The following is a 23,380-nucleotide window of genomic DNA, read 5'->3' as shown; positions in this document are numbered from 1 at the left end:
CTTGCCTCGTGGGATCGTAATGAAGTGGCTTACCTTGCTCTGCCTGCTCGTATTCGCCACCGACGCAAATGCAGCCGCGCCCGAGCAGCACTATCTCGATCTACGCGATCGCTACATCGCAAAATTCTCGATGGCTGCGGAGAATGACGAAAACTACAAGCAGCACGATGCGGCGCTGAAGGAGCTCGCAGGCGTGTTGCGCGGCCTGATCGGGCCAGTCACGATCAAGGGGCTTTCGGCGGAAGGGACGTCCAACGCGGACACGCTGTACAAGGGTGACTCCGGCTTCGGCCATCTCGACGGGCTCGGTTTCGCATCCCAAGCCGACAAGACCCAAGCCGTGGTGACGACCATTGCGCTGCTCAGGCACTGGCTGCGCGAGCATCGCGAGGACGGCATGCCGCAGGAGATCGGCGTCGCCTTCAAGTCGGACCGCTTCTACTACAATGCGATCCAGGACGCGGCTTTCGCCAAATATGCCGAGCTGCCGATCACCAAGCCCGCGGGGGCAAGCGTCGCGGTCGCCGTGCTGGGCGTGCGCGGCAATGGCGATCTGAAGGGGCCGCCGGACGAAATCGACGTCGTCGCGATCCAGCGCGAGAAGGTCTTCTTCATGGCAGCACGGGACGCCGTGAAGACGGCGCCGATCCCGGCTTGCGAGAAGGTCTGGAATCAGATGATGGCCAAACCCATCGACAAGAAGGACCCGCGCGGCGACATGACCCGCGAAGACAACGCGATGACCGCCTACACCCAATGCTTCGCCAAGGCGGCGCCAAGCCAGAGCTGGTTCGCGGCGGCCGTCAAGAGAGCGCAGAGCCAGCTCGATCTGCTGCCGCTGCCCTAAAGCGCACTGCCGCCGCGATTCCACCCACGGCCGCCCTCACCAAAAATCTCGCACCCCGTCGGCGTCACGGCCACAGTGTCCTCGAGCTTGATGAAGCCGCGCTTCGGATGCTTCATCGTGGTCTCGATCGACACCACCATGCCGGCTTCCAGCGGCTGCCGGGCATCGACGTCGTCATAGGGAACGGGACCCTTGGCGGTCAGGCGAGGGGCCTCGTGGCTGACCAGGCCCATGCCGTGGGCGAGGAAATCGGTGCAGTCGCGCTGGCTGATCCGGGCGAGCTGGCGCTCAGCCGACACGTAGATGTCGCCGCCAAGGGCGCCGGGCCGAACCGCGGCGAAGGCGGCGCGCTGGACAGCCTCGATCTCCGCCAGCAGATCCTTCAGCTCGGCGTCCGGCTCGCCGAGCACGGCCATCCGTGCGAGGTCACCGATATAGCCGTGATAGTTGCCGCCGGAATCCAGCGACAGCACATCGCCTTGCTCCCAGCGCTGCGCCGACGGCGCCCGGTTGTGGCTGCTGCCGCAGGCCAGCAGGCAATATTCGAAGGTGAGCCCGCGGTTGACCTCGGCGACGCGCAGAGCGTCGGACAGTTGCTGCTTGGTGGTGCCGGGGCCGTGCCCGGCGATCACCGCCAGCATCGAGGCGATCACCAATTCTGATGCGGTCTTCAGCTTGGCCAGTTCGTCCGCGGACTTGACCGCGCGCAACCGCTCCAGCACTAGGAGGGCGTCCTTGAGCTCGGCGCCGGGCAGGGCGTCGGCAAGCGCCCGGCCCGCATCCATCGGCAGGAACGCCATCTCGACCCCGACGCGCCGCATAGGCACGCCTGCGTCCTTTAAGGCGCTCACGGCCCGCGTGACGGCGTCGACGGAGCCATTGGACTCGGTCCGGACTTGCGGCACCCAGGGCGGCGCCACGGCGCGCTGATGGGTCTCGAGGCGGTGGCCGACGTAGACGGATTTGCCGGGCGCGCCCTTGGGATAGACCAGCACCGGCAGATAGCGGCTGACGCCCAGTGCGTCCATGTAGTCGAAGAAGATCGCGCGCTCGGCCCCTAACAGGTACTGCACATTGTGCTTGGAGGTCGCGATCAGGACGTCTAGGCCGGCGGCCTCCATCAGGCGATCGAGCTTGGCGGCGTCGAACGGAATGGCGCGGGACTCGGCTCCGCAGGCGGCGTGCTCCTGCATGACGTACCTCCGTTTCTCGATGGCGGCCGGTTTGAACGGCCTGTTTTCCTGTGAGACGCTGATTGTAGGTCGACGGCAAGGGTTTGGGCATCGTGAATTCAGCCGGCCTGGCGAGATCCCAGCGCATTCCGGCCTTGGACCGGTGAATGTGCACGCACACGATATTTGATCTTGATCGCCGCCGCGCGCGTCGATTCGACGGCGTCGATGGAACTCGGACGTGTCGAGACGGTTGCCTTGCCGGTCCGAAACTGAACGGGAAGAACAATTGAACCGCCGCCATTTCTTGGAAGCCTCGGCACTGATGCCATTGGCGACATCTCTACCTGGTGCATTCTCTGCGGCATTGGCGCTGGAGGTCCCGTTCGGGGCCTCCTATGTGCGCGAGCTAGCCCGCAATATGGCGAGTAAGCCGTTTGAGGCACCGGAGGAAAAGCTCCCGGACGCGATCAAGGATCTCAACTACGATCAGTATCGGTCAATTCGCTTCCTGCCGGAGCGGGCGCTTTGGCGCAGCGAGAAACTGCCTTTCGAGGTCCAGTTTTTCCACCGCGGCTTTTTCTACAAGAACAGGGTCGACTTTTACGAGGTCTCGGGTGGACGAGCTGCGCCGATCCGGTACCGGCGAGACGATTTTGCGTTCGGCGACAAGATCGGCCCGGTGCCGGATGTCGATCTTGGATTTGCCGGCTTTCGCATTCACACCCCGATGAACCGGGCCGACTACTATGATGAGGTTTGCGTTTTTCTCGGCGCCAGCTACTTCCGCGCCGTTGCTAAAGGCGAGACCTATGGGCTGTCCGCGCGCGGTCTTGCGATCGACACCGGCGAGGCCAAGGGAGAGGAGTTTCCCTTCTTCAAGGCCTTCTGGCTGGAGAAGCCAGCATCCGGTGCCACATCCATCGTGGTTCACGCGCTGCTCGATAGCAAGAGCGCAACGGCAAGCTACCGATTCACGATCAGGCCTGGCGCAACCACGGTCTTCGACGTCGAGATGGCGCTCTATCCGCGGGTCGACCTGCAACATGCTGGACTTGCGCCGATGACGAGCATGTTCTTTTTCGGTCCGAACGATCGGCAGAATGTCGACGACTTCCGCCCCGCGGTGCACGACTCCGATGGCCTTGCGATTTTCAACGGAAAGGGCGAGCAGCTCTGGCGTCCACTCAACAATCCACGCGACCTGCAGGCCAGCACGTTCAATGATCTCAACCCTCGGGGCTTCGGCCTGATGCAGCGGGAGAAGAACTTCTTTGCCTACGAGGACATCGAATCGCGCTTTGAGCGTCGGCCAAGCCTCTGGGTCGAACCGATAGGAGATTGGGGCGAGGGCAGCATGGTCCTTTTCGAGATCCCGACCAAGGAGGAAATTCACGACAACATCGCGGCATTCTGGCGTCCGAAAGCGGCCATTCCGGCCAAAAGCGAGAACAATTACACCTATCGACTGCACTGGGGTTCCGATGTGCCGAAACCCAATTCGCTGGCCCGGTTCACCCGCACAGGCGTCGGCACGCGAGGCGATGACAGCAAGCTGTTCGTGCTCGAACTTGGCGGCGACAGGCTGAAGGAGCTCGATCCTGACAAGGTGAAGGGCGCCGTCAGCGCGGGCAAATCCGAGATCAGCAATGTGGTCACACAGCCAAATCCCGAAACCGGCGGCTGGCGCCTGAGCTTTCAATGCGCAGTCAAGGATGCACCGATCGAGTTGAGGGCGGTCTTGATGCAGGGCGATCAACCCCTATCCGAAGTTTGGGTTTACCGATGGGCGCCCTGACGACCTCGCCTGCGCTCGGGTCTGACCATAGCGTTCGGTATCTCCCGGATGAAACGCCTCTCCCGATGCCGCCATGTCAATTGGACGGGAGCACCGATGCAAAGCCGGCGCGACAGCGGGCCAGCGGAGCGGTTGCAGCGCGGCGCCTGTTCATTTTTGGCGGAACGATCGCGATTACCGCTGGGGGCGCCTTTGAGATGTACGATGTTCTCAAAGTTGGCGGCGTCACGGTGCTCGAAGGGATTGTGCTTGCGCTATTCCTCGTGTTGCTCGCCTGGATCGCGTTTTCATTCATGTCTTCACTGGCCGGCTTCGTTGTGCTGCTGCGACGCCGACAGGATGTGCTGCCAATCGACAGCCACGGTCCGCTGCCAGCGATCACCGGCCGAACGGCCATGCTGTTGCCGACCTATAACGAGGATCCCCATCATCTCACGGCCCGGCTCCGCGCCATGCACGAGTCGATCGGCGAGACCGGACATGCCGCGTTGTTCGATTGGTTTCTTCTCAGTGACACGACGGACCCGGACATCTGGATCAGTGAGGAGCTTGCATTCCTGGAATTGCAGCGGAACTGTGGTTCCGGCCGTCTCTACTATCGGCACCGATCCGACAACACCGCTCGGAAGTCCGGCAACATCGCCGAATGGGTGAGGCGCTTCGGCGGCGCTTACGACTGCATGATCATTCTCGACGCGGACAGCCTGATGAGCGGAGATACCATCGTTCGGCTGGTGCACGCGATGGAAACAAACCCGCAAGCCGCGCTAATCCAGACGCTTCCCATCGTCGTCAATGCGCGCACCCTGTTCAGCCGGCTTCAGCAGTTCTCCAGTCGTCTGTACGGCCCGTTGATCGCTGCTGGGAACGCCTGGTGGCACGTCTCCGAGGGCAACTATTGGGGACACAATGCCATCATCCGGATGAAGGCTTTCGCGCAGGAGGCGGGCTTACCCGAACTGCGCGGGAGGAAGCCGTTCGGTGGGCACATCCTCAGTCACGATTTTGTCGAAGCGGCACTGATGCGACGGGCCGGGTGGGGGATCTTCATGGCCCCCGCACTGGGCGGCAGCTTCGAGGAGGTGCCGCCGTCATTGCTGGATTTTGCCGCCAGAGACCGTCGCTGGTGTCAGGGCAATCTCCAACATCTCGCCGTTCTGCCGGCCCGTGGTTTGCACTGGGTATCCAGGCTTCACCTGTTGACCGGGATCGGCTCTTACTTGACCGCCCCGCTGTGGCTGCTGTTTCTATTGCTCGGAATTCTCATCTCTCTGCAGGCCTACTTCGTCAAGCCAGAATACTTTCCCAAAGGTTTTGCATTGTTTCCGACGTGGCCCGCACAGGATCCCGTGCTTGCCGCCTGGGTCTTTGCCGCGACCATGGGGCTCCTCATTCTGCCGAAGCTATTGGCATATCTTGTTCTGCTCACGAAACGTGCGGAACGGCAGGCCTTTGGTGGCGGATTTCGCGTCCTGGCGGCGGTCATCGCCGAGAGCCTGCTTGCAGCACTGATTGCTCCGTCCATGATGATCTTTCAATCGACCGCCGTGGCGGAGATCCTGCTTGGGCGTGATGCCGGCTGGCAGGTCCAACGGCGAAGCGACGGCGGGATCAGACGCGAGGAGGTCTATCGCAAATTCGCCGTCCCGAGTTTGTGCGGGATGGCGATGGCGGCAAGTGCCTACGCCGTTTCGCTGCCGCTGCTGCTCTGGATGTCGCCGGTGATCATTGGCCTCGCTCTTGCCATTCCGATCGGCCTCGTCACGTCGGCACCAACGAGAATGGCGCGCCTGTTTGCGACCCCTGAGGATAATCTCTCGCCGGCAGTGTTGACACGGGCGAGAGAGCTTGCCTGCTTGCCCCGGATCGAGGTTCCCGGAGCTCTGTTGGCGCTCTGGCAAAACCCCGGGCTGCTGAGAGCGCACATGGAGTCACTGGAGCCGCCGCCGCGCAAATCGCGAGGGATCGACGTGGACCTCGCGATTGCCCGTGCGAAGATTGAGCAAAGCGACAGTTTCCAGGAGGTCGTAGCCAGCCTCAGCGCACGCGAGACATTTGCCGTGCTGAAGCACCGGGTCGCCCTTGAGCAGGTCATGAAACTGCAGTGAGCTGCTGCGCCCGCACGCCATTTTGTCGGCCGGTGCCTGAATGCACGAGGGCAGCGTTTTGCGGGGGCGGGCGCAAATTCGCGGCACTTGGATCTGGTCTGCGCATCCTAACCTATGATTCGCATAAGGTATATTATGGAATATATTTATATACAATCAGATCAATAATTTAGCCAAAGTTCCTGCTACCGTACCTTCGCTCGGATGCCGGTTTCGCGCTGCGCCTCGATCGGCCCCCAGCTCTTGACGGCTACTGTGCAGGGGTTGTTTTTCACATTTTGAATCCCGGCCCATCGCTGCGAAAGCCGATATTGCCGTGACGTTGTCCGGCTGCAATAAGCGAAGCCTCGCGAGATCGCAGATGACCTTCTGACCCGACGTTCGTATAGGTTTGCGTCTCACAACAAAAACAAACCTTCCGAGGAAGCAGACCCATGAGCTTTTCCCGACGCACGCTTCTCAAGGCCTCCGCCGCGACTGCGGTCCTGGGTGGCATCGGCGCGCCCCATGTGGCACGCGCCCAGAGCGCCGAGTTCACCTACAAATACGCCAACAACCTGCCGGACACCCATCCTTTGAACGTGCGCGCCAAGGAGATGGCGGCGGCGATCAAGAGCGAGACAGGCGGCAAGTTCGACCTTCAGATCTTCCCGAACAACCAGCTCGGCTCCGACACCGACATGTTGAGCCAGATCCGCTCCGGCGGGGTCGAATTCTTCACGCTGTCCGGCCTGATCCTGGCGACCTTGGTGCCGGCGGCTTCGATCAACGGCATCGGTTTCGCATTCCCGGACTACGACACGGTCTGGAAGGCCATGGACGGCGACCTCGGCGGCTATGTCCGCGGCGAGATCAAGAAGGCGGGTCTCGAGGTCATGGACAAGATCTGGGACAACGGCTTCCGCCAGATCACGTCGTCGAGCAAGCCGATCGCCGCTCCGGACGATCTGAAGAGCTTCAAGATCCGCGTGCCGGTGTCGCCGCTGTGGACCTCGATGTTCAAGGCGTTCGACGCCGCGCCCGCCTCGATCAATTTCAGCGAGGTCTATTCCGCGCTCCAGACCAAGATCGTCGAGGGCCAGGAGAACCCGCTGGCGATCATCTCGACCGCAAAACTCTACGAGGTGCAGAAATACTGCTCGCTGACCAACCACATGTGGGACGGCTTCTGGTTCCTGGCCAACCGCCGCGCCTGGGAAAAGCTGCCGGAGGATATCCGCAAGGTCATCGCCAAGAACATCAATGCCGCCGCCATCAATGAGCGCGCTGACACGGCCAAGCTGAACGCCAATCTGCAGCAGGAGCTGGCCGCCAAGGGCCTGACCTTCAACCAGCCCACGGTTGCGCCGTTCCGCGACAAGCTGCGCACGGCGGGTTTCTATGCCGAGTGGAAAGGCAAATATGGCGAGCAGGCCTGGGACCTTCTGGAGAAGGCTGTCGGCAAGCTGTCGTAACGCGTCGGGGCCGTCATGGCTCATATCGAGGTTGAAGTGACCGCAGTGGCGGGCGAGGCGGCTGTTCAGTCCCCTCGCCGACCTACGCTGCTGGCTTCGCTGGAACGCGCGCTCGGCCTCATCGTCGAAATCCCGGCGGCGATCCTGGTGGTCGCCGAGATCGTGATCCTGTTTGCCGGCGTGGTGGCGCGCTACGGCCTGCACCGACCGCTGATCTGGTCGGACGAGCTCGCCTCGATCCTGTTCCTGTGGCTGGCCATGCTGGGCGCGGCCGTGGCGTTCCGTCGCTCGGAGCACATGCGCATGACCGCGATCGTCGCCAGCGCAAGGCCGGCGATGCGGGCCTGGCTCGATCTGGTCGCAACCTGCGCCGCGCTGGCCTTCCTGGCGCTGGTCGTCTGGCCGTCCTGGGACTACGCCTACGAAGAAAGCTACATCACCACGCCGGCGCTCCAGATCTCGAATATGTGGCGGGCCGCCGCGCTCCCGGCCGGCATCTGCCTAATGGCGGCGTTTGCGCTGTTGCGACTGATGCGCGCGGCCGATTACCAGATCGTTGCGGCCGCCGTGGTGTCGGTTGCCGTCGTGATCGGCCTGTTCTGGCTGGCGGAGCCGGCCTTGCGGCCGCTCGGCAATCTCAACCTCGTCATCTTCTTCGTCGGTGTCGCCGGCTTCTGCGTCTTTGCCGGGGTTCCCATTGCGTTCGGCTTTGGCCTGGCCATCTTCGGATATCTGGCGCTGACAACGCGGACGCCGGTGATGGTGCTGGTCGGGCGGATGGACGAGGGCATGAGCCACCTCATTCTGCTCTCGGTGCCACTATTCGTGTTTTTGGGGCTGCTAATCGAGATGACCGGCATGGCCCGCGCCATGGTGGCATTCCTGGCGAGCTTGCTCGGCCATGTCCGCGGCGGCCTGCATTATGTCCTGGTCGGGGCCATGTACTTGGTCTCTGGCATCTCCGGCGCCAAGGCTGCCGACATGGCCGCCGTTGCCCCTGTATTGTTCCCGGAAATGAAGCAGCGCGGCGCGCGCCCCGGCGATCTCGTCGCGCTTCTTGCGGCTACAGGTGCCCAAACTGAGACCATCCCGCCGAGCCTGGTGCTGATTACCATTGGCTCGGTAACGGGCGTCTCGATCGCCGCACTGTTCACCGGCGGCCTATTGCCCGGCGTGGTGCTCGCGATCACGCTCTGCATGCTGGTGCGGTGGCGGTACCGCCGCGAGGACATGAGCCACGTCCGCCGCGCCAAGGCTTCCGAGATCGGTAAGACCTTCATCATCGCCCTGCCCGCACTCGCGCTGCCCTTCGTGATCCGCTACGCCGTGGTCGAGGGCATCGCGACGGCGACCGAAGTTTCCACCATCGGCATCGTCTACGGCACCCTCGTCGGCCTCCTGGTCTATCGCCGCTTCGACTGGCGACGGCTGTTTCCGATGCTGGTCGAGACCGCGGCGCTGTCCGGTGCCATCCTCCTGATCATCGGCACGGCGACCGGCATGGCCTGGGGCCTGACCCAATCCGGCTTCTCGCGCTCGCTGGCGGCGGCCATGACCGGATTGCCGGGCGGGTCGGCCACCTTCATCGCCGTCTCGATCCTGGCCTTCACCATCCTCGGCAGCGTGCTGGAGGGCATTCCGGCGATCGTGCTGTTCGGACCGTTGTTGTTTCCGATCGCGCGCGCCGTCGGCGTGCATGAGGTGCACTACGCCATGGTGATCATTCTGGCGATGGGTATCGGGCTATTCGCCCCGCCCTTCGGCGTCGGCTATTATGCCGCCTGCGCTATCGGACGCGTCGATCCGGCCGAGGGCATCAGGCCGATCTGGGGCTATCTGCTGGCGCTGCTGGTGGGATTGATCATCGTCGCGATCTTCCCCTGGATCTCGATTGGATTCCTTTGACGCGGCGTGAAGGAGGGTGTCGATGAGTAAGCGGCAGAACCAGTACAATGTCGGCCTGGACAAGACCCCCGCCAACTACGTCCCGCTGAGCCCGCTGAGCTTCCTCGCGCGCAGCGCGGCCGTCTATCCCGACCACGTCAGCGCCGTCTATGAGGGTCGCAGCTTTACCTGGGCGCAGGCCTACGCGCGCTGCCGGCGCTTTGCGTCTTACCTCGCCGGCAAGGGCATCGGTGTCGGCGACACCGTCGCGGCGATGCTGCCGAACATCCCGGCGATGAACGAAGCTCATTTCGCGGTGCCGATGACCGGCGCCGTGCTCAACGCGCTCAACATCCGCCTCGATGCGGCCTCGATCGCGTTTCAGCTTGATCATGGCGGCGCCAAGATCATCCTGGTCGATCCCGAATTTGCCGCCGTTATCACTGATGCGCTGTCGCAGATGAGCGGACCAAAACCGTTCGTGATCGACGTCGACGACGCCGCTTTCACGGGCGGCGGACGCATCGGTGAGATCGAATATGAGGCGGCCGTCGCGCAGGGCGATCCGACCTTCACTGCAATCCCACCGAACGACGAATGGGATGCGATTGCGCTGAGCTACACTTCGGGCACAACCGGAAATCCCAAGGGTGTCGTCACCCATCATCGCGGCGCCTATCTGAACGCCGTCAGCAATATCCTCGCCGGCCAACTCGGCCAGCATCCGGTCTATCTGTGGACGCTGCCGATGTTCCACTGCAACGGCTGGTGCTTCCCCTGGACCATTGCGGCGGCTGCCGGCATCAATGTGTGCCTGCGCAAGGTCGAGCCCACGAAGATCTTCGAGCTGATCAAAAATCACGGCGTCACCCACATGTGCGGGGCACCGATCGTCTACAACACGCTGATCAACGCGCCCGATGCTCCCAAAGGCGATGCGGCCCGCCGCGTCGTCGGCCTGATCGCCGGCGCCGCACCGCCGGTCGCCGTGCTCGAAGGCGCGGAAAACATCGGCATCAAGCTCACGCATGTCTATGGGCTGACCGAAGTCTACGGCCCCGCCTCCGTCTGCGCCGAGCAGCCAGGCTGGGATGAGCTGCCTGCCGCCGAGCGCGCCCGGATGAAGCGCCGGCAGGGCGTGCCCTACCCGCTCGAGGAAGCCGTCACCGTCATCAATCCGCAGACCATGCAGGAGGTGCCGCGCGACGGTGAGACCATTGGCGAAGTCATGTTCCGCGGCAACATCGTGATGAAGGGTTACCTGAAAAACGAGAAGGCGACGAAGGAAGCTTTCGAAGGCGGCTGGTTTCACACCGGCGATCTCGGCGTGCTCGACGAGCACGGCTATGTCATCATCAAGGACCGCTCCAAGGACATCATCATTTCCGGCGGCGAGAACATCTCTTCGGTCGAGGTGGAGGACATCCTCTACAAGCATCCCGCCGTGCTGTTTGCCGCCGTGGTCGCAAAGCCCGATCCGAAATGGGGCGAGGTGCCCTGCGCCTTCGTCGAGTTGAAGGCCGGCGCCAGCGCAACGGAGGCCGACATCATCGCCTTCTGCCGCAGCCAGATGTCGGGCTTCAAGACACCCAAGGCCGTGGTGTTCGGGCCTATCCCGAAGACCTCGACCGGCAAGATCCAGAAATTCCTGCTGCGCAACGAGGTGGGATCGGCGAAGGCGATTTCGGCGTGAGCCGAGCATCAGTCGCGAGCGCCTTCACCTAGAAGCCCGGATAGACGCCGCGCTGCTAGGTGCTGTCCCGATTCACATCTTCTTATACGCCTCGATCAACGCCTGGCCGTCGGCTCCGGCCTTCTTGAGCCAGTCGGCGGTGAGCTGCTCGCCAACCTTCTGAAAGCCCGCCTTCAGCGCCGGGCTCGGCGGCTCGACCGTCATGCCCTTGGCCTTAAGCTGATCGATGTACCAATTGGCCTTCTCTTCCCAAGCCTTCCAGCCGCGCGTTTCCGCGGTTGCTGCGGCCTTGAGGATGGCCTCCTGGGTCGACTTATCGAGCGCCTCGAACGCGGCCTTGTTGACGAAGGTGTAGTCCTTCGGGATCCATGCCTGCACGTCGTAGAAATATTTCAAGGACTCCCAGGCCTTTGCATCATAGCCTGTGCCGCCCGACGACATGAAGGAATTCACCACGCCGGTGGCGAGCGCCTGCGGCAGCTCGGCGGCCTGGATCGTTACCGACTGGGCGCCGACCAGTTCGCCGATCCGCGCCGTTCCCACATTGTAGGCGCGCCATTTCAGGCCCTTCATGTCCTCGATCGTGGCGAGCGGCTTGTTGACGTAGACGCCCTGCGGCGCCCACGGCACGGCGAACAGGAGTTTCACGCCCTGCGCGTCGAGCTTCTTTGCAATCGCGGGCTTGGAGGCCTGATACAGCTTCATCGCCTCCGGGAAGCTCGTCGCAAGGAACGGCACGACGTCGATCCCGAAGACCGGATCCTCGTTCTCGTGGATCGACAGCAGCACTTCACCCATCTGGGTCTGCCCGGTCATCACTGCGCGCTTGATGTCGGGCGCCTTGAACAGCGAGGCGCCCGGATGAACGGTGATCACGAGCTTACCCGAGGTGGCGGCTTCGACGTCCTTGGCGAAGGCGACCAGATTTTCCGAGTGCGGATTGTCGGCCGGGTATGCCGCCGGCAGATTCCATTTGGTCTGGGCCAACGCCGGTGTCGCGGCCAACAAGACGCCGGCGATCAAACTTGCGCGAAATAAACGAGACTTCATCGGACTTCTCCTCACGGTCAAATTGATAGCCTGGCGCGATCAGTCGGGAAACGCGAGCTTGGGCAGAAACAGCACGATCTGCGGATATTCCGTGATGATGAACACCGCGGCGAGCAGCAGGACAAAGAACGGGAACGCCGCCCGCGCGACGGTGAAGGTATCACGACCGCTCATGTTCTGTAGCACGAACAGGTTGAAGCCAACGGGCGGGGTGATCTGCGCCATCTCGACGTGAATGATGAGGTAGACTCCAAACCAGACCAGGTCGAGCCCGGCCTGCCTGACCATGGGCAGCACGATGACGGCGGTCAGCACGATCATCGAGATGCCGTCGATCAGGCATCCGAGAATGATGTACATGATGCTCAGATACAGCGCGAGCATGCCGGGTGTCAGCTCCTGCCCCTGGACCCAGGTGGCGAGCGCCGCCGGGATACCGGTATAGGCCATTGCCGCCGTGGTATAGGCGGCACCTGCCAGGATCAGCATGATCATGCAGGTCAGGCGCGTCGCGCTCATGATGCTTTCGAGGAAGTTCCTGCGCGTGAGCGTGCCGCTCCACCACGCCAGCAGCAGCGCGCCCGTAACGCCCCAGGCCGCGCACTCGGTCGCCGTTGCAAAGCCGAGCACGAGCGAGAGGAAGACGGCGAGGATCAGCAGCAGGCAGGGCGCGAGCCGCGCCGACTCGCGCAGCTTCTGCCGGAATGGCATCGGAGGATCGCGGGGCGGAATCTTCTTGGGATTGAGCACTGACCAGATGATGATGTAGCCGGAATAGAGCGCCATCACGAGCACCCCCGGCAGGAAGCCGCCCAAAAACACTTGCAGCACGGATACGTTCGCCGTGACCGCGTAGACCACCATCGGGATCGACGGCGGAATCAACAGGCCAAGGGTGCCGGAGCCTGCCAGCGAACCGAGGCTGAGGCCCTTGTCGTAGCCGCGCTTGTCGAGCTCGGGCAACGCAATCTTGCCGATGGTCGCGCAGGTCGCAGCCGAAGAACCCGACACCGCCGCGAAGATACCGCAGCCGATCACGTTCACATGCGTCAGCCGTCCCGGCAGCCACTGAACCCAGGGCGACAGGCCGCGGAACATCTCCTCCGATAATTTGGTGCGGAACAGAATCTCTCCCATCCAGATGAACAGCGGCAAGGCGGCCAAAGTCCAGGACGCGCTCGCGCTCCAGGTGGTTGTCGCAAGCACCGTGCCGAGCGGCAGGCTCGTGGTCAGCGCCATCGCGACGAAGCCGACGAGCCCGAGCGATACCGCGATCCAGACACCGCTCGCCAGGAACAGGATCATGACGCCGAGCAGAATGAACGACAGTTCGATCATGCCGAGATTGGCCATCGTCAACCTCCGCCGCCCTGCGAGATGCGCTCGATGAATTCGTCCGGCGTTTCGTCCGGAGAGCCCTTCTCATAGCTGGGCCGCCCCCCGCGGATGACGCTGACCAACTCATCGATGAGCGCAATGGAGAGGATGACGAGGCCGCCGGCAAAGCCGAGCTGCGGAATCCAGAGCGGGAGCGCGACCACGCCCTGCGCCACATCGTTGAAGCGCCAGGAGTCGTAGGTCATCTGCACCGCGTGCCGGGTGAAGTAGAGAATGAAGGCCGTCGCAATACCGAGCGCCACGATCTCCGCGGTCTGCTTGGTTCGCCCGTGCAACTTCTCCAACAGCAGACCGACGCGGATCATCTCGCCGCGCTTGAAGGTGTGGGCGAGTCCGAGGAAAGCCATCGCAGCCATGCACCACGACGCGAAATCGTCACCGGCTGGAATGTTGAGGGCAAACTGCCGCCCGATCGACATGATCATCATGATCGCGAAGATCGCGACCAGGAAGACGCCGGCCGCGTAGCCCGCGCCAAGATAGAGAAGGTCCAGAGCGCGTCGGACCAATCCAACAGCCGCCGCATCGTTGCCGTGCCCTGCCAACGTGGTCCCCATCCTCTGCGGCTCAATCGAACCCGGCGTTATTGCAGGTTCTGCTTGATTATCGCCACCATCCAACGTCTGTCTTTGAGACGTTAGACCAACACGATGGGGCTAGCGAAAGCAAGGAGCATGCCGGCCTGCGGCACAATTTCTGCCGGATACGCTCAGTGCGTCTCCAGCCGTAGGCCGTCATAGGCCGGCACCACGCCTGCCGGCAGCGATTGCCGGATCACCTCATAGTCGACGTCGGCCGTCATATTGGTGATGATGGCGCGCTTCGGCTTGAAGCGCTCGATCCAGGACAATGCATCGTTGATGCTGAAATGGCTGGAATGGCCAGTGTAGCGCAGGCCGTCGACGATCCAGAGATCGAGATTTTCCAGCGCGCCCCAGCTCTCGCGCGGGATGTCGTTGAGGTCGGGCGTATAGGCAGCGTTGCCGATGCGAAAGCCGAGTGCGGGGATCTGGCCGTGCTGGACCAGGAAGGCCGTCAGCGTCACCGCGCCGCCCTTTCCCAGGATGGTCTGGCTCTCGCCCGCCTCGATCGAATGGCGGGTCAGGATGGGCGGATAGTCGCTACCCTCGGGCGAGATAAAGCAATAGGAGAACCGCGCCATAATATCCTTGGCGGTCGACTGGTTGAAATAGGTCGGAATGCGCCGGCGCATGTGCAGCACGACCGAGCGCAGATCGTCCATGCCATGGGTCTGGTCGGCATGCTCATGGGTCAGGAACACCGCGTCAATGTGATCGACATTGGTATCGATCAATTGCTCGCGCAAATCGGGCGAGGTGTCGATGACGATCCGCGTGGTGCCGTGCTCGGCGGCCTGCTCGACCAGCAGCGAGCAGCGGCGGCGGCGGTTCTTCGGGTTTGCAGGATCACACGCGCCCCAGCCGAGCGCCGGGCGCGGCACGCCGGCCGAGGAGCCGCAACCCAGGATCGTCAGCGTCAGTGTCATGCGGCTCCCGGTCTTAAGCTTTCACCTTGGAGAACAGGCGGAAGAAGTTTTCGGTGGTCTGGCGCGAGATCTCCTCGAGCGACACGCCGCGCGTTTCGGCGAGCACCTTGGCGACCTCGACCACATAGGCCGGCTCGTTGCGTTTTCCCCGGAACTTGCCGGGCGCAAGGTAGGGAGAATCCGTCTCAACCAGAATACGATCGGACGGCACTTCGGCCGCGAGCGCGCGCAGCGCTTCCGACTTCTTGAAGGTCAGGATGCCCGTGAAGCCGATATACAGCCCGAGCGATACTGCCTTCAGCGCAAGTTCGCGACCGCCCGTGTAGCAATGCAGCACCGCGCGAAACGATCCGCTTGCTGCCTCCTCTTCCAGGATGCGGGCGCAATCCTCGTCTGCCTCGCGGGTGTGGATCACGAGCGGCAGGCCGGTCGCGCGGGCGGCCGCTATGTGGCTGCGAAAGCCCCTCGCCTGCGCCTCTGGCGCGCCATTGTCGTAGAAATAGTCAAGCCCGGCTTCCCCGAGCGCGACGACCTTGGGATGCTGCGTCAGCGCGATCAGCTCGTCCGGCGAAGTACTGTCCTCCTCATCCGCGTTGTGCGGATGAGTGCCAACCGAGCAATAGACGTCGTCGTAGCGCTCAGCGATGGCAAGCAGCTCCTTCAGCTTGCGCACCCGCGTCGAGATCGTGACCATGCGGCCGACGCCAGCCGCACGCGCACGCGACACGATTCCGTCGAGATCATCCGCAAAATCCGGAAAATCCAGATGGCAGTGGCTGTCGACCAACATCGCGCGAACCTCAGGCCGCCGGCTCAACATAGCGCGGGAAAGCCGGCCTCGGCGCCGGCAACGTCGTGCCGGGCGCAATCCGCTTCGTGCCGCCGAGCGCGGCAAAGTTGCGCTCTCCTTCCGGGATGCCGAGGCTGTCGAGCAGCAAGCCCGAAGCGGTCGGCATCGCCGGCTGGGTCAGGATCGCGATCTGGCGCACGACTTCCGCGGTGACGTAGAGCACGGTCTTCTGCCTGACAGGATCGGTCTTGGCGAGCGCCCACGGCGCTTCGCCCGCAAAGTAGCGGTTGGCTTCCGCCACTACGGCCCATACGGCGTTAAGCCAGTGGTGGATCTGCTGCGTCGCCATTGCCTCGCGGGACACCGCCAGCATGCCGTCGGCCTGCGACAGGATCGCCTTGTCGTTGTCGCTAAACGCACCTGGCTCCGGCAGCACGCCAGCGAACTGCTTGGCGATCATCGACAGCGAGCGCTGCGCGAGGTTGCCGAGATCGTTGGCGAGATCGGCATTGATGCGCGCGACGATGGCCTCGTGGCTGTAGCTGCCGTCCTGGCCGAACGGCACCTCGCGCAGGAAGAAATAGCGCATCTGATCGACGCCATACAGGTCGGCGAGGTTGAAGGGATCAACGACGTTGCCGACCGACTTCGACATCTTCTCGCCCCTGCTGAACAGGAAGCCGTGGGCATAGACCCGCTTCGGCAGCGGAATGCCGGCTGACAGTAGGAACGCCGGCCAGTAGACCGCGTGGAAGCGGATGATGTCCTTGCCGATGATGTGCACGTCGGCCGGCCAGTAGCGCCAGTTCTTGTCGTTCTCGTCGGGAAAGCCGACACCGGTGATGTAGTTGGTCAGCGCGTCGACCCAGACATACATCACGTGCTCTTCGTCGCCGGGCACCTTGACGCCCCAGTCGAAGGTGGTGCGCGAGATCGAGAGATCGCGCAGGCCGCCTCGTACGAAGCTCACCACCTCGTTCCGGCGCGAGTCCGGGCCGATGAATTCGGGATGGTCTTCGTAGAGCTTCAGAAGTTTGTCCTGATAGGCCGACAGGCGGAAGAAGTAGCTCTTCTCCTCGACCCACTCGACCGGCGTGCTCTGCGGCCCAAGGCGCACCCCGTCGTCGTTTACGCGCGTCTCATCCTCGGCGTAATACGCCTCGTCCCGCACCGAGTACCAGCCGGCATAGGTATCGGCATAGATGTCGCCGTTCGCAGCCATGCGCCGCCAGATCTCCTGGCTGGAGCGATGGTGCTGCTCTTCGGTGGTGCGGATGAAGCGATCGAACGACACGTTCAGACGCTGGTCCATCGCCTTGAAACGGCCGGCGTTGCGAGCGGCGAGCGCGGCCGGGGCGAGCCCCTCGTTCTGCGCGGTCTGGATCATCTTCAGGCCGTGCTCGTCGGTACCGGTCAGAAAGAACACGTCTTTGCCGTCGAGCCGCGCGAAGCGCGCCAATACATCGGTCGCGATCGCCTCATAGGCGTGGCCGATATGCGGGGTGCCATTGGGATAGGCGATTGCAGTCGTGATGTAGAAGACGTTGTCGCGTGCAGGTGTCGCAACGGGCGGTGCGGCTTGCGGCGCGGCAACTGCCTTCGGCGCGCGCGGCGCGTTCGGCCTGGCGGCTCGGGGTGCAGCGACGGGAGCCGGCGCCACGGCAGCGGTCGTCCCCGCCTTCCTGGCCGCCGTCTTTGTCGGGGCCTTCGCCGGTTTCTTGGCAGTCTTCTCGGCAACCTTCTTCGTCACGGCCTTCTTGGCGGCGACCTGCTTCTTCGCAGCCTTCTTTGCCTTCTTTGCAGGTTTCGCTGCGGTCTTCTTCGCGCGCTTTTTGGCGGCCGACTTGGTCTTGTTGGTCTTCTTCACGGCTTTGCGGGCGCGCGCCTTCGCGAGCTTCTTCGTGGCTTTCTTAACAGCCTTCTTGCCGCTCTTGTGTTTGACGGTTTTCTTAGCTCGCGTGGCCACCACGAATTCCTTTACCGGCTTCTCGAAAATTTGGAAACAAACCTGCGCCTAGCGCGTTGCGTCCGCCAGCCAACCGAACACCGAGAAAACCAGGGGCTTGCGCTCCAGATTATAGGTTTCGGTGTCGCGTGCGGCGCGGACGATCTTTTCCCATACCTCCGCAAGGCGCGCAAGACGCGGCAGGTTCTGGTTGGCATTGGCCTCGTCCGCGTGCAGGCGTTCAGCGATCCAGCGGTCGATGCCGTCGATGAACGCCGCAAGCGCGACGCGGTCGCTGGTGCCGAGCGAATCGCCGAGTGTGTGCAATTCACGCGGATCGACCTGTGGAAGCCGTGCGAGCAACGCGGCCGTACGCTGCTGAAGTTTCAGGGCGTCGCCGCCAAGCAGGGTCAGCGCTCGCGCGACGCTGCCCTCGCAGGCCTCCGCCGCCTCACGCAGCGCTGGGTCGTTCGGATCGAGATCGGCGGCTGCGGCCGCAGCGGCAATCACCTCGTCGGTCGTGAGCGGACGCAGGCGCAGCTTGCGGCAGCGCGACTGGATCGTTGCGAGCACGCGCGCAGGTGCGTGGCTCACCAGCAGGAACAGCGATTGCTGCGGCGGCTCCTCCAAAATCTTGAGAAGCGCGTTGGCCGCATTCGGATTGAGCTCGTCGACGGTGTCGACGATGCAGACGCGCCAGCCCTCGGCCGCCGCGGTCGAGCCGAAGAACGAGATGGTCTCGCGTGTCTCGTCGACGGTGATCACCGTGCGCATCACGCCGCGATCGTTCGCGGTGCGCTCCAACGTCAACAACCCGCCATGGGATTCGGCGGCCACCTGTCGCGCCACGGCGTCGTTCGGATCGATCGCGAGGTTCTCGGCGCGCTGCACGGTCGGCACCAGCGGTTGGCCGTGAGCGAGCACGAAGCGCGCCATGCGATAGGCGAGCGTCGCCTTGCCGATTCCCAGCGGCCCGCCAATCAGCCAGGCATGCGGGATCCGCCCGCTGCGATAGGCGGCCAGTAGCGCTGTCTCCGCCTCGCGATGGCCGAACAGCCGGTTGGTCTCGCGCGGATGCGGTATGGGCGTCTCGCGCTCGGTCTGACGCCGGCTCATGCTGAGACCACCGATGCCGGCGTGGGGAGGAGGCGATCGCGCAGTGCCGCCCAAACGCGCCCGGCGACCGTGTCTGGGTCGGAATTGGCATCGATCAGCACGCAGCGTGCGGGTTCCTCCGCAGCGATCTTGCGATAGGCATCGCGCAGTCCCTCGTGGAACTTGAGGTTCTCACTCTCGAACCTATCAGGCGTGTCGCTGCCGCGCCGTGCGGCGGCGCGCTGCAAGCCGATCTCGACCGGTAGGTCGAGGATGATTGTGAGATCCGGCTTGAGATCGCCGATCGTGACCCGCTGCATCGCGTTGATCAGCCCGGCCGGCACGCTGCCGAGGCTGCCCTGATAGGCGCGTGTCGAGTCGGCGAAACGATCGCACAGGACCCAAGTGCCTTGTTTGAGCGCGGGTTCGATCACCGTGCGGACATGGTCATCGCGCGCGGCAGCAAACAGCAGCGTCTCGGCTTCAGGGCCAAGCAGCTTGCCCATGCCCGACAAAACCAGATAGCGCATGATCTCGGCGCCGGGCGAGCCGCCCGGCTCGCGCGTAACCAATGTGCGGAGCTTCGCCGCACTGAGACGGCCGGCGAGCTTCTTGATCTGGGTCGACTTGCCCGTCCCCTCGCCGCCTTCAAACGTGATGAAGCGTCCGCGTCCGGGCGCCCGCTGTAGCGCGCTTTCACTCATGATCAGAGCTTCTCGGCGCCCGCGCGGAACATCCCGATCACGAGCTCGCTGGCGCCGTCGATTGCGCGGCGCATGGTCGAGCCGGTGCCGATTGCTTCGGCCGCATAGACCGGCGTCTCCACCGCGATGTTGCCGCTGCGCCAGACCCGCACCACCCCGACCTTCTGGCCGGCCTCGACCGGCGCGCGCACTGGGCCACTATAGACGACGCGCGCGATCAGCTTGTCGCTGCCGTTCTTGTGTACCATCACCTTCACGGGCGTCTTGGCGACGAGTTTCACCGAACGGCTCTCCCCACCGAACACCTTGGCATATCCGACGGGCTGGTCGGCCGCGATCAGCGTGCGGGTCTCGAAATTGCGAAAGCCCCATTCCAGCATCTTCTTGGCTTCGGTCGCACGGTCCTCGGGATCCTCCAGCCCGTTGACGACGACGATCAGCCGCGTGCCGTTCTGCACCGCCGAGCCGACCATGCCGTAGCCGCCCTCCTTGGTGTAGCCGGTCTTGAGGCCGTCGGCGCCTTCGAGCGCGTTGAGCAGCGGATTGCGGTTGGGCTGGCGGATCTTGTTCCAGGTGAACTCCTTCTCGCCGAACAGTTTGTAGAATTCGGGGAAGTCCAGGATGATGTGGCGGGCAAGGATGGCGAGCTCGCGCACCGTCATCTTGTTGCCGGGATCGGGCAGACCGTTGGAGTTGCCGAAGGTCGACTTGGTCATGCCGAGTTCGCGGGCGCGCTTGGTCATGAAGTCGGCGGCAAAGATCCGCTCGTTGCCGGCGATGCCTTCGGCCAGCGCAATGCAGGCGTCGTTGCCGCTCTGGATGATCGCGCCATGCAGGAGATCGTCGACAGAGACCTTGCTGTTGATGGCGGCAAACATGGTCGAGCCGCCCGAGGGCGCCCCGCCCTTGCGCCAGGCGTTCTCGCTGATCCGGTACTCGTCGGTGGGCTTGATGTCGCCTTTCTTGATGGCATTGAAGACGACCTCCGCCGTCATCAGCTTCATCATGCTGGACGGCGCGCGCAGCTCGTCGGCGTTCTTCTCGAACAGCACGCTGCCGCTGGAGGCCTCGGTCAGGATCGCGGTAGGGGCATCTCCGTCAAAGCCGGACTCTTCCGCTTTCTTGGCGCCCTGGACGCTCTGGTTGGCGGCCTGGAGCACCCCGCCCCAGCCGACGCTCGCCATCAGAACCGCCGCGAACAGCCCGCGCGCCAGCGCTCCAGCCGTGAGCCGGGGGCGACAAAGCGAAGAAACACGACATGCCATGGTCAAGCCCTGAGAGCGGCGTTCTAACAGTTGGAACCAGTGCGAACAACACGAGGTTGGCCGCCTGTTCGTGAGATTGCACGATTCTCGTCGCGCCCCTATCGTGCCACCTCATGTTTCGCGACCAAACCCCTGAAACAAGGCGGAAAAGCGATGTCTTCCACCCGCGTGATCAAGGCCAACGGGATCGACCTGTTCATCCGCGAAGCCGGCGAGGGACCGCTGGTCGTGCTGTGCCATGGCTGGCCGGAACTCTCCTACTCCTGGCGGCATCAGATCCCGGCGCTCGCAGCCGCCGGCTTTCACGTCGTCGCGCCCGACATGCGCGGCTACGGCCAGAGTGCGGCGCCGCCTGATGTCGCCGCCTACTCGATCTTCGATACCGTCGGTGACGTGGTCGGCTTGGTGCAGGCGCTCGGCGAGAGCAAGGCCATGGTGGTCGGCCACGACTGGGGTGCGCCGGTCGCGTGGCATGCGGCACTGTTCCGGCCCGACATCTTCACGGCGGTCGCGGGCCTGAGCGTGCCGCCGCCGTTCCGCGGCCGCGGCAAGCCGCTCGACCTGCTCCGCCAAGGCGGCGTCACCAATTTCTACTGGCAGTATTTCCAGACGCCCGGGGTCGCCGAAGCCGAACTCGAGCGCGATGTCGCCCGCACCATGCGCATCGTGCTCGGCGGACGCGGCCTTGCCGACCCCAGTGCCGCGATGTTCGTGCCGGAGGGTAAGGGCTTCCTCAGCCATGCGACCTCCGAGGAGCCGCTGCCGGGCTGGCTGAGCCAGACTGATCTGGCTTATTTCACCGAAACCTTCCGCAAGTCCGGCTTTCGCGGCGGGCTGAACTGGTATCGCAACATCGACCGCAACTGGGAGCTGACGGCGCCCTGGCAGGATGCGCAGATCCACCAGCCCTCCCTCTTTATCGCCGGCTCCAAGGACGCCGTCATCACCGGCCTGATCGGCGCCAAGCGCGTCAACGAGCTGGAGCGCGTGCTGCCCAACCTCACGCGGAAGCTGATCATCGAGGGCGCCGGCCATTGGGTGCAGCAGGAGCGGCCCGACGAGGTGAACGACGCGCTGCTCACGTTCCTGCGCGAGGCATCGACGCGCTAGTACAGGCCGCGGCCGCTCAGGATGCCGCGCGCCTCGGCGGCGCCTCCGTCGGAGACATAGGCGGAGGACCGAGCGCCCTCGGTCGCGTAGCGGCCATCTTCGTCATAGGACACGGCGCGGGCGTTCTGGAGCGCCCGGCCCCGGCTGCGGCTCGAGGCCGACATCTCCGAGGTTGCGCCGATCGAGGCGACATCGGCGGAACTGTTGCCGAGGTTGTAGGGCCGCCCCTCCGGCATTGGGACCTCACCGCGGATTGCTCCCCGCCCCGGGGACGCAAGCTCCGGCACGAACGGTCTTGCCGAGGCGACGCGAACCATGGAGGGGCTCGGCGCCGGAACGCCGGTGCGCAAGGTCGCCATGAGCTGGCGGTCGTCGGAGCCTTCCAGGGGCGCCCGGCCGACATATTCGACACGGACCCTGGCGACGCCATTGCCTTTGAATTCAAGCAGTTCGGCGGCTTTGTTCGACACGTCGATGAGCCGATTGCCGTGATACGGGCCACGGTCGTTGACGCGGACGATCAGCGATTTGCCGTTCGAGACGTTGGTCACCCGCGCGTAGCACGGCATCGGCAGGGTCGGATGCGCCGCCGTCAGCGAGCTCATGTCGAACACTTCGCCATTGGCGGTCAGGCGGCCGTGGAAATCGTCGCCGTACCAGGACGCCATGCCCTCGGCACGGTAGTTGACGTCCTCCTCGGGCACGTAGGTCCGGCCTGCCACGACATAGGGTTTGCCGATGCGATAAGTGCCGCCGCCTTTCGGGACGGGATCACCCAGGGCCACGACCCGCGGGCTCGAGGAGACGCCGTATTTCGGATCGACGCGGCTGGCGAACTTGCCCGACGAGGCGCAACTGGCGAGCGCGAGGCAGGTCGCGGCCGCCGCAACGCCACGTGCGGCCCGCAAAACCGAATCTGACCGTCGGATCCCCATTCGCCCCAAATACCATTTCGCCGGAGACTTACCCAACCCGCTTTGGCTGCAGGAAGCGCCTTCCGGCCCCTTTTCCGAGGCGGCCCACCACCGCATCGGAAGTCGCCACGATATCGCAACCTGAACACGGCGGAAATGGGGAGCGCGCGAGGTTCGCGCCGGGATGGTAAATGGGACGTTTGCCTTCCCCGTTTATCTACTGATCGCGGGCGGTTTCATGGCGGAAATTCTCTGTGCCACTCCTGAACAGGCTGTTGCGCCGAATCCTCACTCCACCCCCATTGTCGCGACTTTCACTGGAATTCTTTTGACTGTGCAAGGCCGCACGCGTTCTCTCGGGTGCAGGGCGAATGGAATTTCACGATGATCGAGACGGTTTCGGCACTGATGGGTCTGGTAAGCGCGGGGATTTTCCTGGCCCATGCGTTTGAAGGTTACCGCACGAGGGCCTGAGGCGCTCGCGCGGGAGACATTGCATCACCTCTTTCACGGCGGCGCGTTCGGACATTTTTTATTCGATCCGATCGAGCATCGAAAACGAGAGCGGCAGGTGGTCCATGCGCAACCATGATTTCGTATCCGATGGCTTTCTGGCATTGACCGCCGGCGGCTTGGTTCTGCTCTG

18 protein-coding genes are annotated in these 23,380 nt (G+C 63.7%); 7 read left to right on the top strand and 11 right to left on the bottom strand.

Annotation, left to right across the window (positions count from 1 at the left end; translation table 11 throughout):
• Positions 1-19: 19 nt before the first annotated feature.
• Positions 20-847, top strand: coding sequence for a hypothetical protein (locus IVA82_RS30490; protein WP_247382236.1), 828 nt, complete (start codon positions 20-22; stop codon positions 845-847).
• On the opposite strand, the gene IVA82_RS30485 is transcribed toward IVA82_RS30490, so the two are convergent.
• On the bottom strand, positions 844-2,040 hold the full coding sequence (locus tag IVA82_RS30485) for a Xaa-Pro peptidase family protein (RefSeq protein WP_247382234.1): 1,197 nt from the start codon (positions 2,038-2,040) through the stop codon (positions 844-846). The two genes, IVA82_RS30490 and IVA82_RS30485, sit on opposite strands and share 4 nt — an antisense overlap.
• Positions 2,041-2,344: 304 nt before the next feature.
• On the opposite strand from IVA82_RS30485, the gene IVA82_RS30480 reads away from it, so the two are divergent.
• The 5 genes from IVA82_RS30480 to IVA82_RS30460 all read left to right on the top strand — a co-directional run bounded on the left by IVA82_RS30480 (position 2,345) and on the right by IVA82_RS30460 (position 10,956).
• A complete protein-coding gene (locus tag IVA82_RS30480) occupies positions 2,345-3,817 on the top strand; it encodes a glucan biosynthesis protein G (protein ID WP_247382327.1) in 1,473 nt (490 codons plus the stop codon).
• Positions 3,805-5,925, top strand: coding sequence for a glucans biosynthesis glucosyltransferase MdoH (gene mdoH / locus IVA82_RS30475; protein WP_256469739.1), 2,121 nt, complete (start codon positions 3,805-3,807; stop codon positions 5,923-5,925). Before IVA82_RS30480 ends, mdoH begins: the two co-directional genes overlap by 13 nt.
• 434 nt (positions 5,926-6,359) lie before the next feature.
• On the top strand, positions 6,360-7,379 hold the full coding sequence (locus tag IVA82_RS30470) for a TRAP transporter substrate-binding protein (RefSeq protein ID WP_247382232.1): 1,020 nt from the start codon (positions 6,360-6,362) through the stop codon (positions 7,377-7,379).
• A 15-nt stretch (positions 7,380-7,394) separates the two neighbouring features.
• Entirely contained in the window at positions 7,395-9,284 is a 1,890-nt protein-coding gene (locus IVA82_RS30465) for a TRAP transporter large permease subunit (RefSeq protein WP_247382221.1), read from the top strand.
• A 22-nt stretch (positions 9,285-9,306) separates the two neighbouring features.
• Positions 9,307-10,956 carry an acyl-CoA synthetase gene (locus IVA82_RS30460; protein ID WP_247382219.1) on the top strand — a complete coding sequence of 550 codons (1,650 nt, stop codon included), beginning with the start codon at positions 9,307-9,309 and terminating at the stop codon, positions 10,954-10,956.
• A gap of 72 nt (positions 10,957-11,028) precedes the next feature.
• On the opposite strand, the gene IVA82_RS30455 is transcribed toward IVA82_RS30460, so the two are convergent.
• From IVA82_RS30455 to IVA82_RS30415, 9 genes are all read right to left on the bottom strand, one after another.
• Positions 11,029-12,006 carry a TRAP transporter substrate-binding protein gene (locus IVA82_RS30455; protein ID WP_247382217.1) on the bottom strand — a complete coding sequence of 326 codons (978 nt, stop codon included), beginning with the start codon at positions 12,004-12,006 and terminating at the stop codon, positions 11,029-11,031.
• 39 nt (positions 12,007-12,045) lie between these two features.
• Positions 12,046-13,359 carry a TRAP transporter large permease subunit gene (locus tag IVA82_RS30450; protein WP_247382215.1) on the bottom strand — a complete coding sequence of 438 codons (1,314 nt, stop codon included), beginning with the start codon at positions 13,357-13,359 and terminating at the stop codon, positions 12,046-12,048.
• A 2-nt stretch (positions 13,360-13,361) separates the two neighbouring features.
• Positions 13,362-13,961, bottom strand: a complete 600-nt coding sequence (locus IVA82_RS30445; protein WP_247382213.1) for a TRAP transporter small permease — start codon at positions 13,959-13,961, stop codon at positions 13,362-13,364.
• A 152-nt stretch (positions 13,962-14,113) separates the two neighbouring features.
• On the bottom strand, positions 14,114-14,911 hold the full coding sequence (locus IVA82_RS30440) for an MBL fold metallo-hydrolase (RefSeq protein ID WP_247382211.1): 798 nt from the start codon (positions 14,909-14,911) through the stop codon (positions 14,114-14,116).
• Positions 14,912-14,924: 13 nt separating this feature from the next.
• Positions 14,925-15,701 (bottom strand): TatD family hydrolase, encoded by a 777-nt coding sequence (locus tag IVA82_RS30435; RefSeq protein ID WP_247382209.1) that lies wholly within the window; start codon positions 15,699-15,701, stop codon positions 14,925-14,927.
• A 10-nt stretch (positions 15,702-15,711) separates the two neighbouring features.
• Positions 15,712-17,667, bottom strand: a complete 1,956-nt coding sequence (gene metG / locus IVA82_RS30430; RefSeq protein WP_247382208.1) for a methionine--tRNA ligase — start codon at positions 17,665-17,667, stop codon at positions 15,712-15,714.
• Positions 17,668-17,715: 48 nt separating this feature from the next.
• Positions 17,716-18,762, bottom strand: coding sequence for a DNA polymerase III subunit delta' (locus IVA82_RS30425; protein ID WP_247382206.1), 1,047 nt, complete (start codon positions 18,760-18,762; stop codon positions 17,716-17,718).
• A complete protein-coding gene (gene tmk, locus IVA82_RS30420) occupies positions 18,759-19,445 on the bottom strand; it encodes a dTMP kinase (RefSeq protein ID WP_247382204.1) in 687 nt (228 codons plus the stop codon). Before tmk ends, IVA82_RS30425 begins: the two co-directional genes overlap by 4 nt.
• A 2-nt stretch (positions 19,446-19,447) precedes the next feature.
• On the bottom strand, positions 19,448-20,710 hold the full coding sequence (locus tag IVA82_RS30415; RefSeq protein ID WP_247382201.1) for a D-alanyl-D-alanine carboxypeptidase family protein: 1,263 nt from the start codon (positions 20,708-20,710) through the stop codon (positions 19,448-19,450).
• A 153-nt stretch (positions 20,711-20,863) separates the two neighbouring features.
• On the opposite strand from IVA82_RS30415, the gene IVA82_RS30410 reads away from it, so the two are divergent.
• Positions 20,864-21,820 carry an alpha/beta hydrolase gene (locus IVA82_RS30410; RefSeq protein WP_247382199.1) on the top strand — a complete coding sequence of 319 codons (957 nt, stop codon included), beginning with the start codon at positions 20,864-20,866 and terminating at the stop codon, positions 21,818-21,820.
• On the opposite strand, the gene IVA82_RS30405 is transcribed toward IVA82_RS30410, so the two are convergent.
• Positions 21,817-22,755, bottom strand: coding sequence for a septal ring lytic transglycosylase RlpA family protein (locus tag IVA82_RS30405; RefSeq protein WP_247382197.1), 939 nt, complete (start codon positions 22,753-22,755; stop codon positions 21,817-21,819). The genes IVA82_RS30410 and IVA82_RS30405 overlap by 4 nt on opposite strands.
• Between the last annotated feature and the right edge of the window lie 625 nt (positions 22,756-23,380).

This window comes from Bradyrhizobium sp. 142 (assembly GCF_023074015.1).
GTDB lineage: Bacteria > Pseudomonadota > Alphaproteobacteria > Rhizobiales > Xanthobacteraceae > Bradyrhizobium.
Note: the sequence above shows the minus strand (reverse complement) of the source record. Positions and strands in the feature narration are given on the sequence as shown.

Bases quoted from the DNA above. Each gene is read 5' to 3' on its own strand.
- IVA82_RS30490 (WP_247382236.1), top strand. From the start codon at position 20: ATGAAGTGGCTTACCTTGCTCTGCCTGCTCGTATTCGCCACCGACGCA.
- IVA82_RS30485 (WP_247382234.1), bottom strand. From the start codon at position 2,040: ATGCAGGAGCACGCCGCCTGCGGAGCCGAGTCCCGCGCCATTCCGTTC.
- IVA82_RS30480 (WP_247382327.1), top strand. From the start codon at position 2,345: ATGCCATTGGCGACATCTCTACCTGGTGCATTCTCTGCGGCATTGGCG.
- mdoH (WP_256469739.1), top strand. From the start codon at position 3,805: ATGGGCGCCCTGACGACCTCGCCTGCGCTCGGGTCTGACCATAGCGTT.
- IVA82_RS30470 (WP_247382232.1), top strand. From the start codon at position 6,360: ATGAGCTTTTCCCGACGCACGCTTCTCAAGGCCTCCGCCGCGACTGCG.
- IVA82_RS30465 (WP_247382221.1), top strand. From the start codon at position 7,395: ATGGCTCATATCGAGGTTGAAGTGACCGCAGTGGCGGGCGAGGCGGCT.
- IVA82_RS30460 (WP_247382219.1), top strand. From the start codon at position 9,307: ATGAGTAAGCGGCAGAACCAGTACAATGTCGGCCTGGACAAGACCCCC.
- IVA82_RS30455 (WP_247382217.1), bottom strand. From the start codon at position 12,006: ATGAAGTCTCGTTTATTTCGCGCAAGTTTGATCGCCGGCGTCTTGTTG.
- IVA82_RS30450 (WP_247382215.1), bottom strand. From the start codon at position 13,359: ATGGCCAATCTCGGCATGATCGAACTGTCGTTCATTCTGCTCGGCGTC.
- IVA82_RS30445 (WP_247382213.1), bottom strand. From the start codon at position 13,961: ATGGGGACCACGTTGGCAGGGCACGGCAACGATGCGGCGGCTGTTGGA.
- IVA82_RS30440 (WP_247382211.1), bottom strand. From the start codon at position 14,911: ATGACACTGACGCTGACGATCCTGGGTTGCGGCTCCTCGGCCGGCGTG.
- IVA82_RS30435 (WP_247382209.1), bottom strand. From the start codon at position 15,701: ATGTTGGTCGACAGCCACTGCCATCTGGATTTTCCGGATTTTGCGGAT.
- IVA82_RS30425 (WP_247382206.1), bottom strand. From the start codon at position 18,762: ATGAGCCGGCGTCAGACCGAGCGCGAGACGCCCATACCGCATCCGCGC.
- tmk (WP_247382204.1), bottom strand. From the start codon at position 19,445: ATGAGTGAAAGCGCGCTACAGCGGGCGCCCGGACGCGGACGCTTCATC.
- IVA82_RS30415 (WP_247382201.1), bottom strand. From the start codon at position 20,710: ATGGCATGTCGTGTTTCTTCGCTTTGTCGCCCCCGGCTCACGGCTGGA.
- IVA82_RS30410 (WP_247382199.1), top strand. From the start codon at position 20,864: ATGTCTTCCACCCGCGTGATCAAGGCCAACGGGATCGACCTGTTCATC.
- IVA82_RS30405 (WP_247382197.1), bottom strand. From the start codon at position 22,755: ATGGGGATCCGACGGTCAGATTCGGTTTTGCGGGCCGCACGTGGCGTT.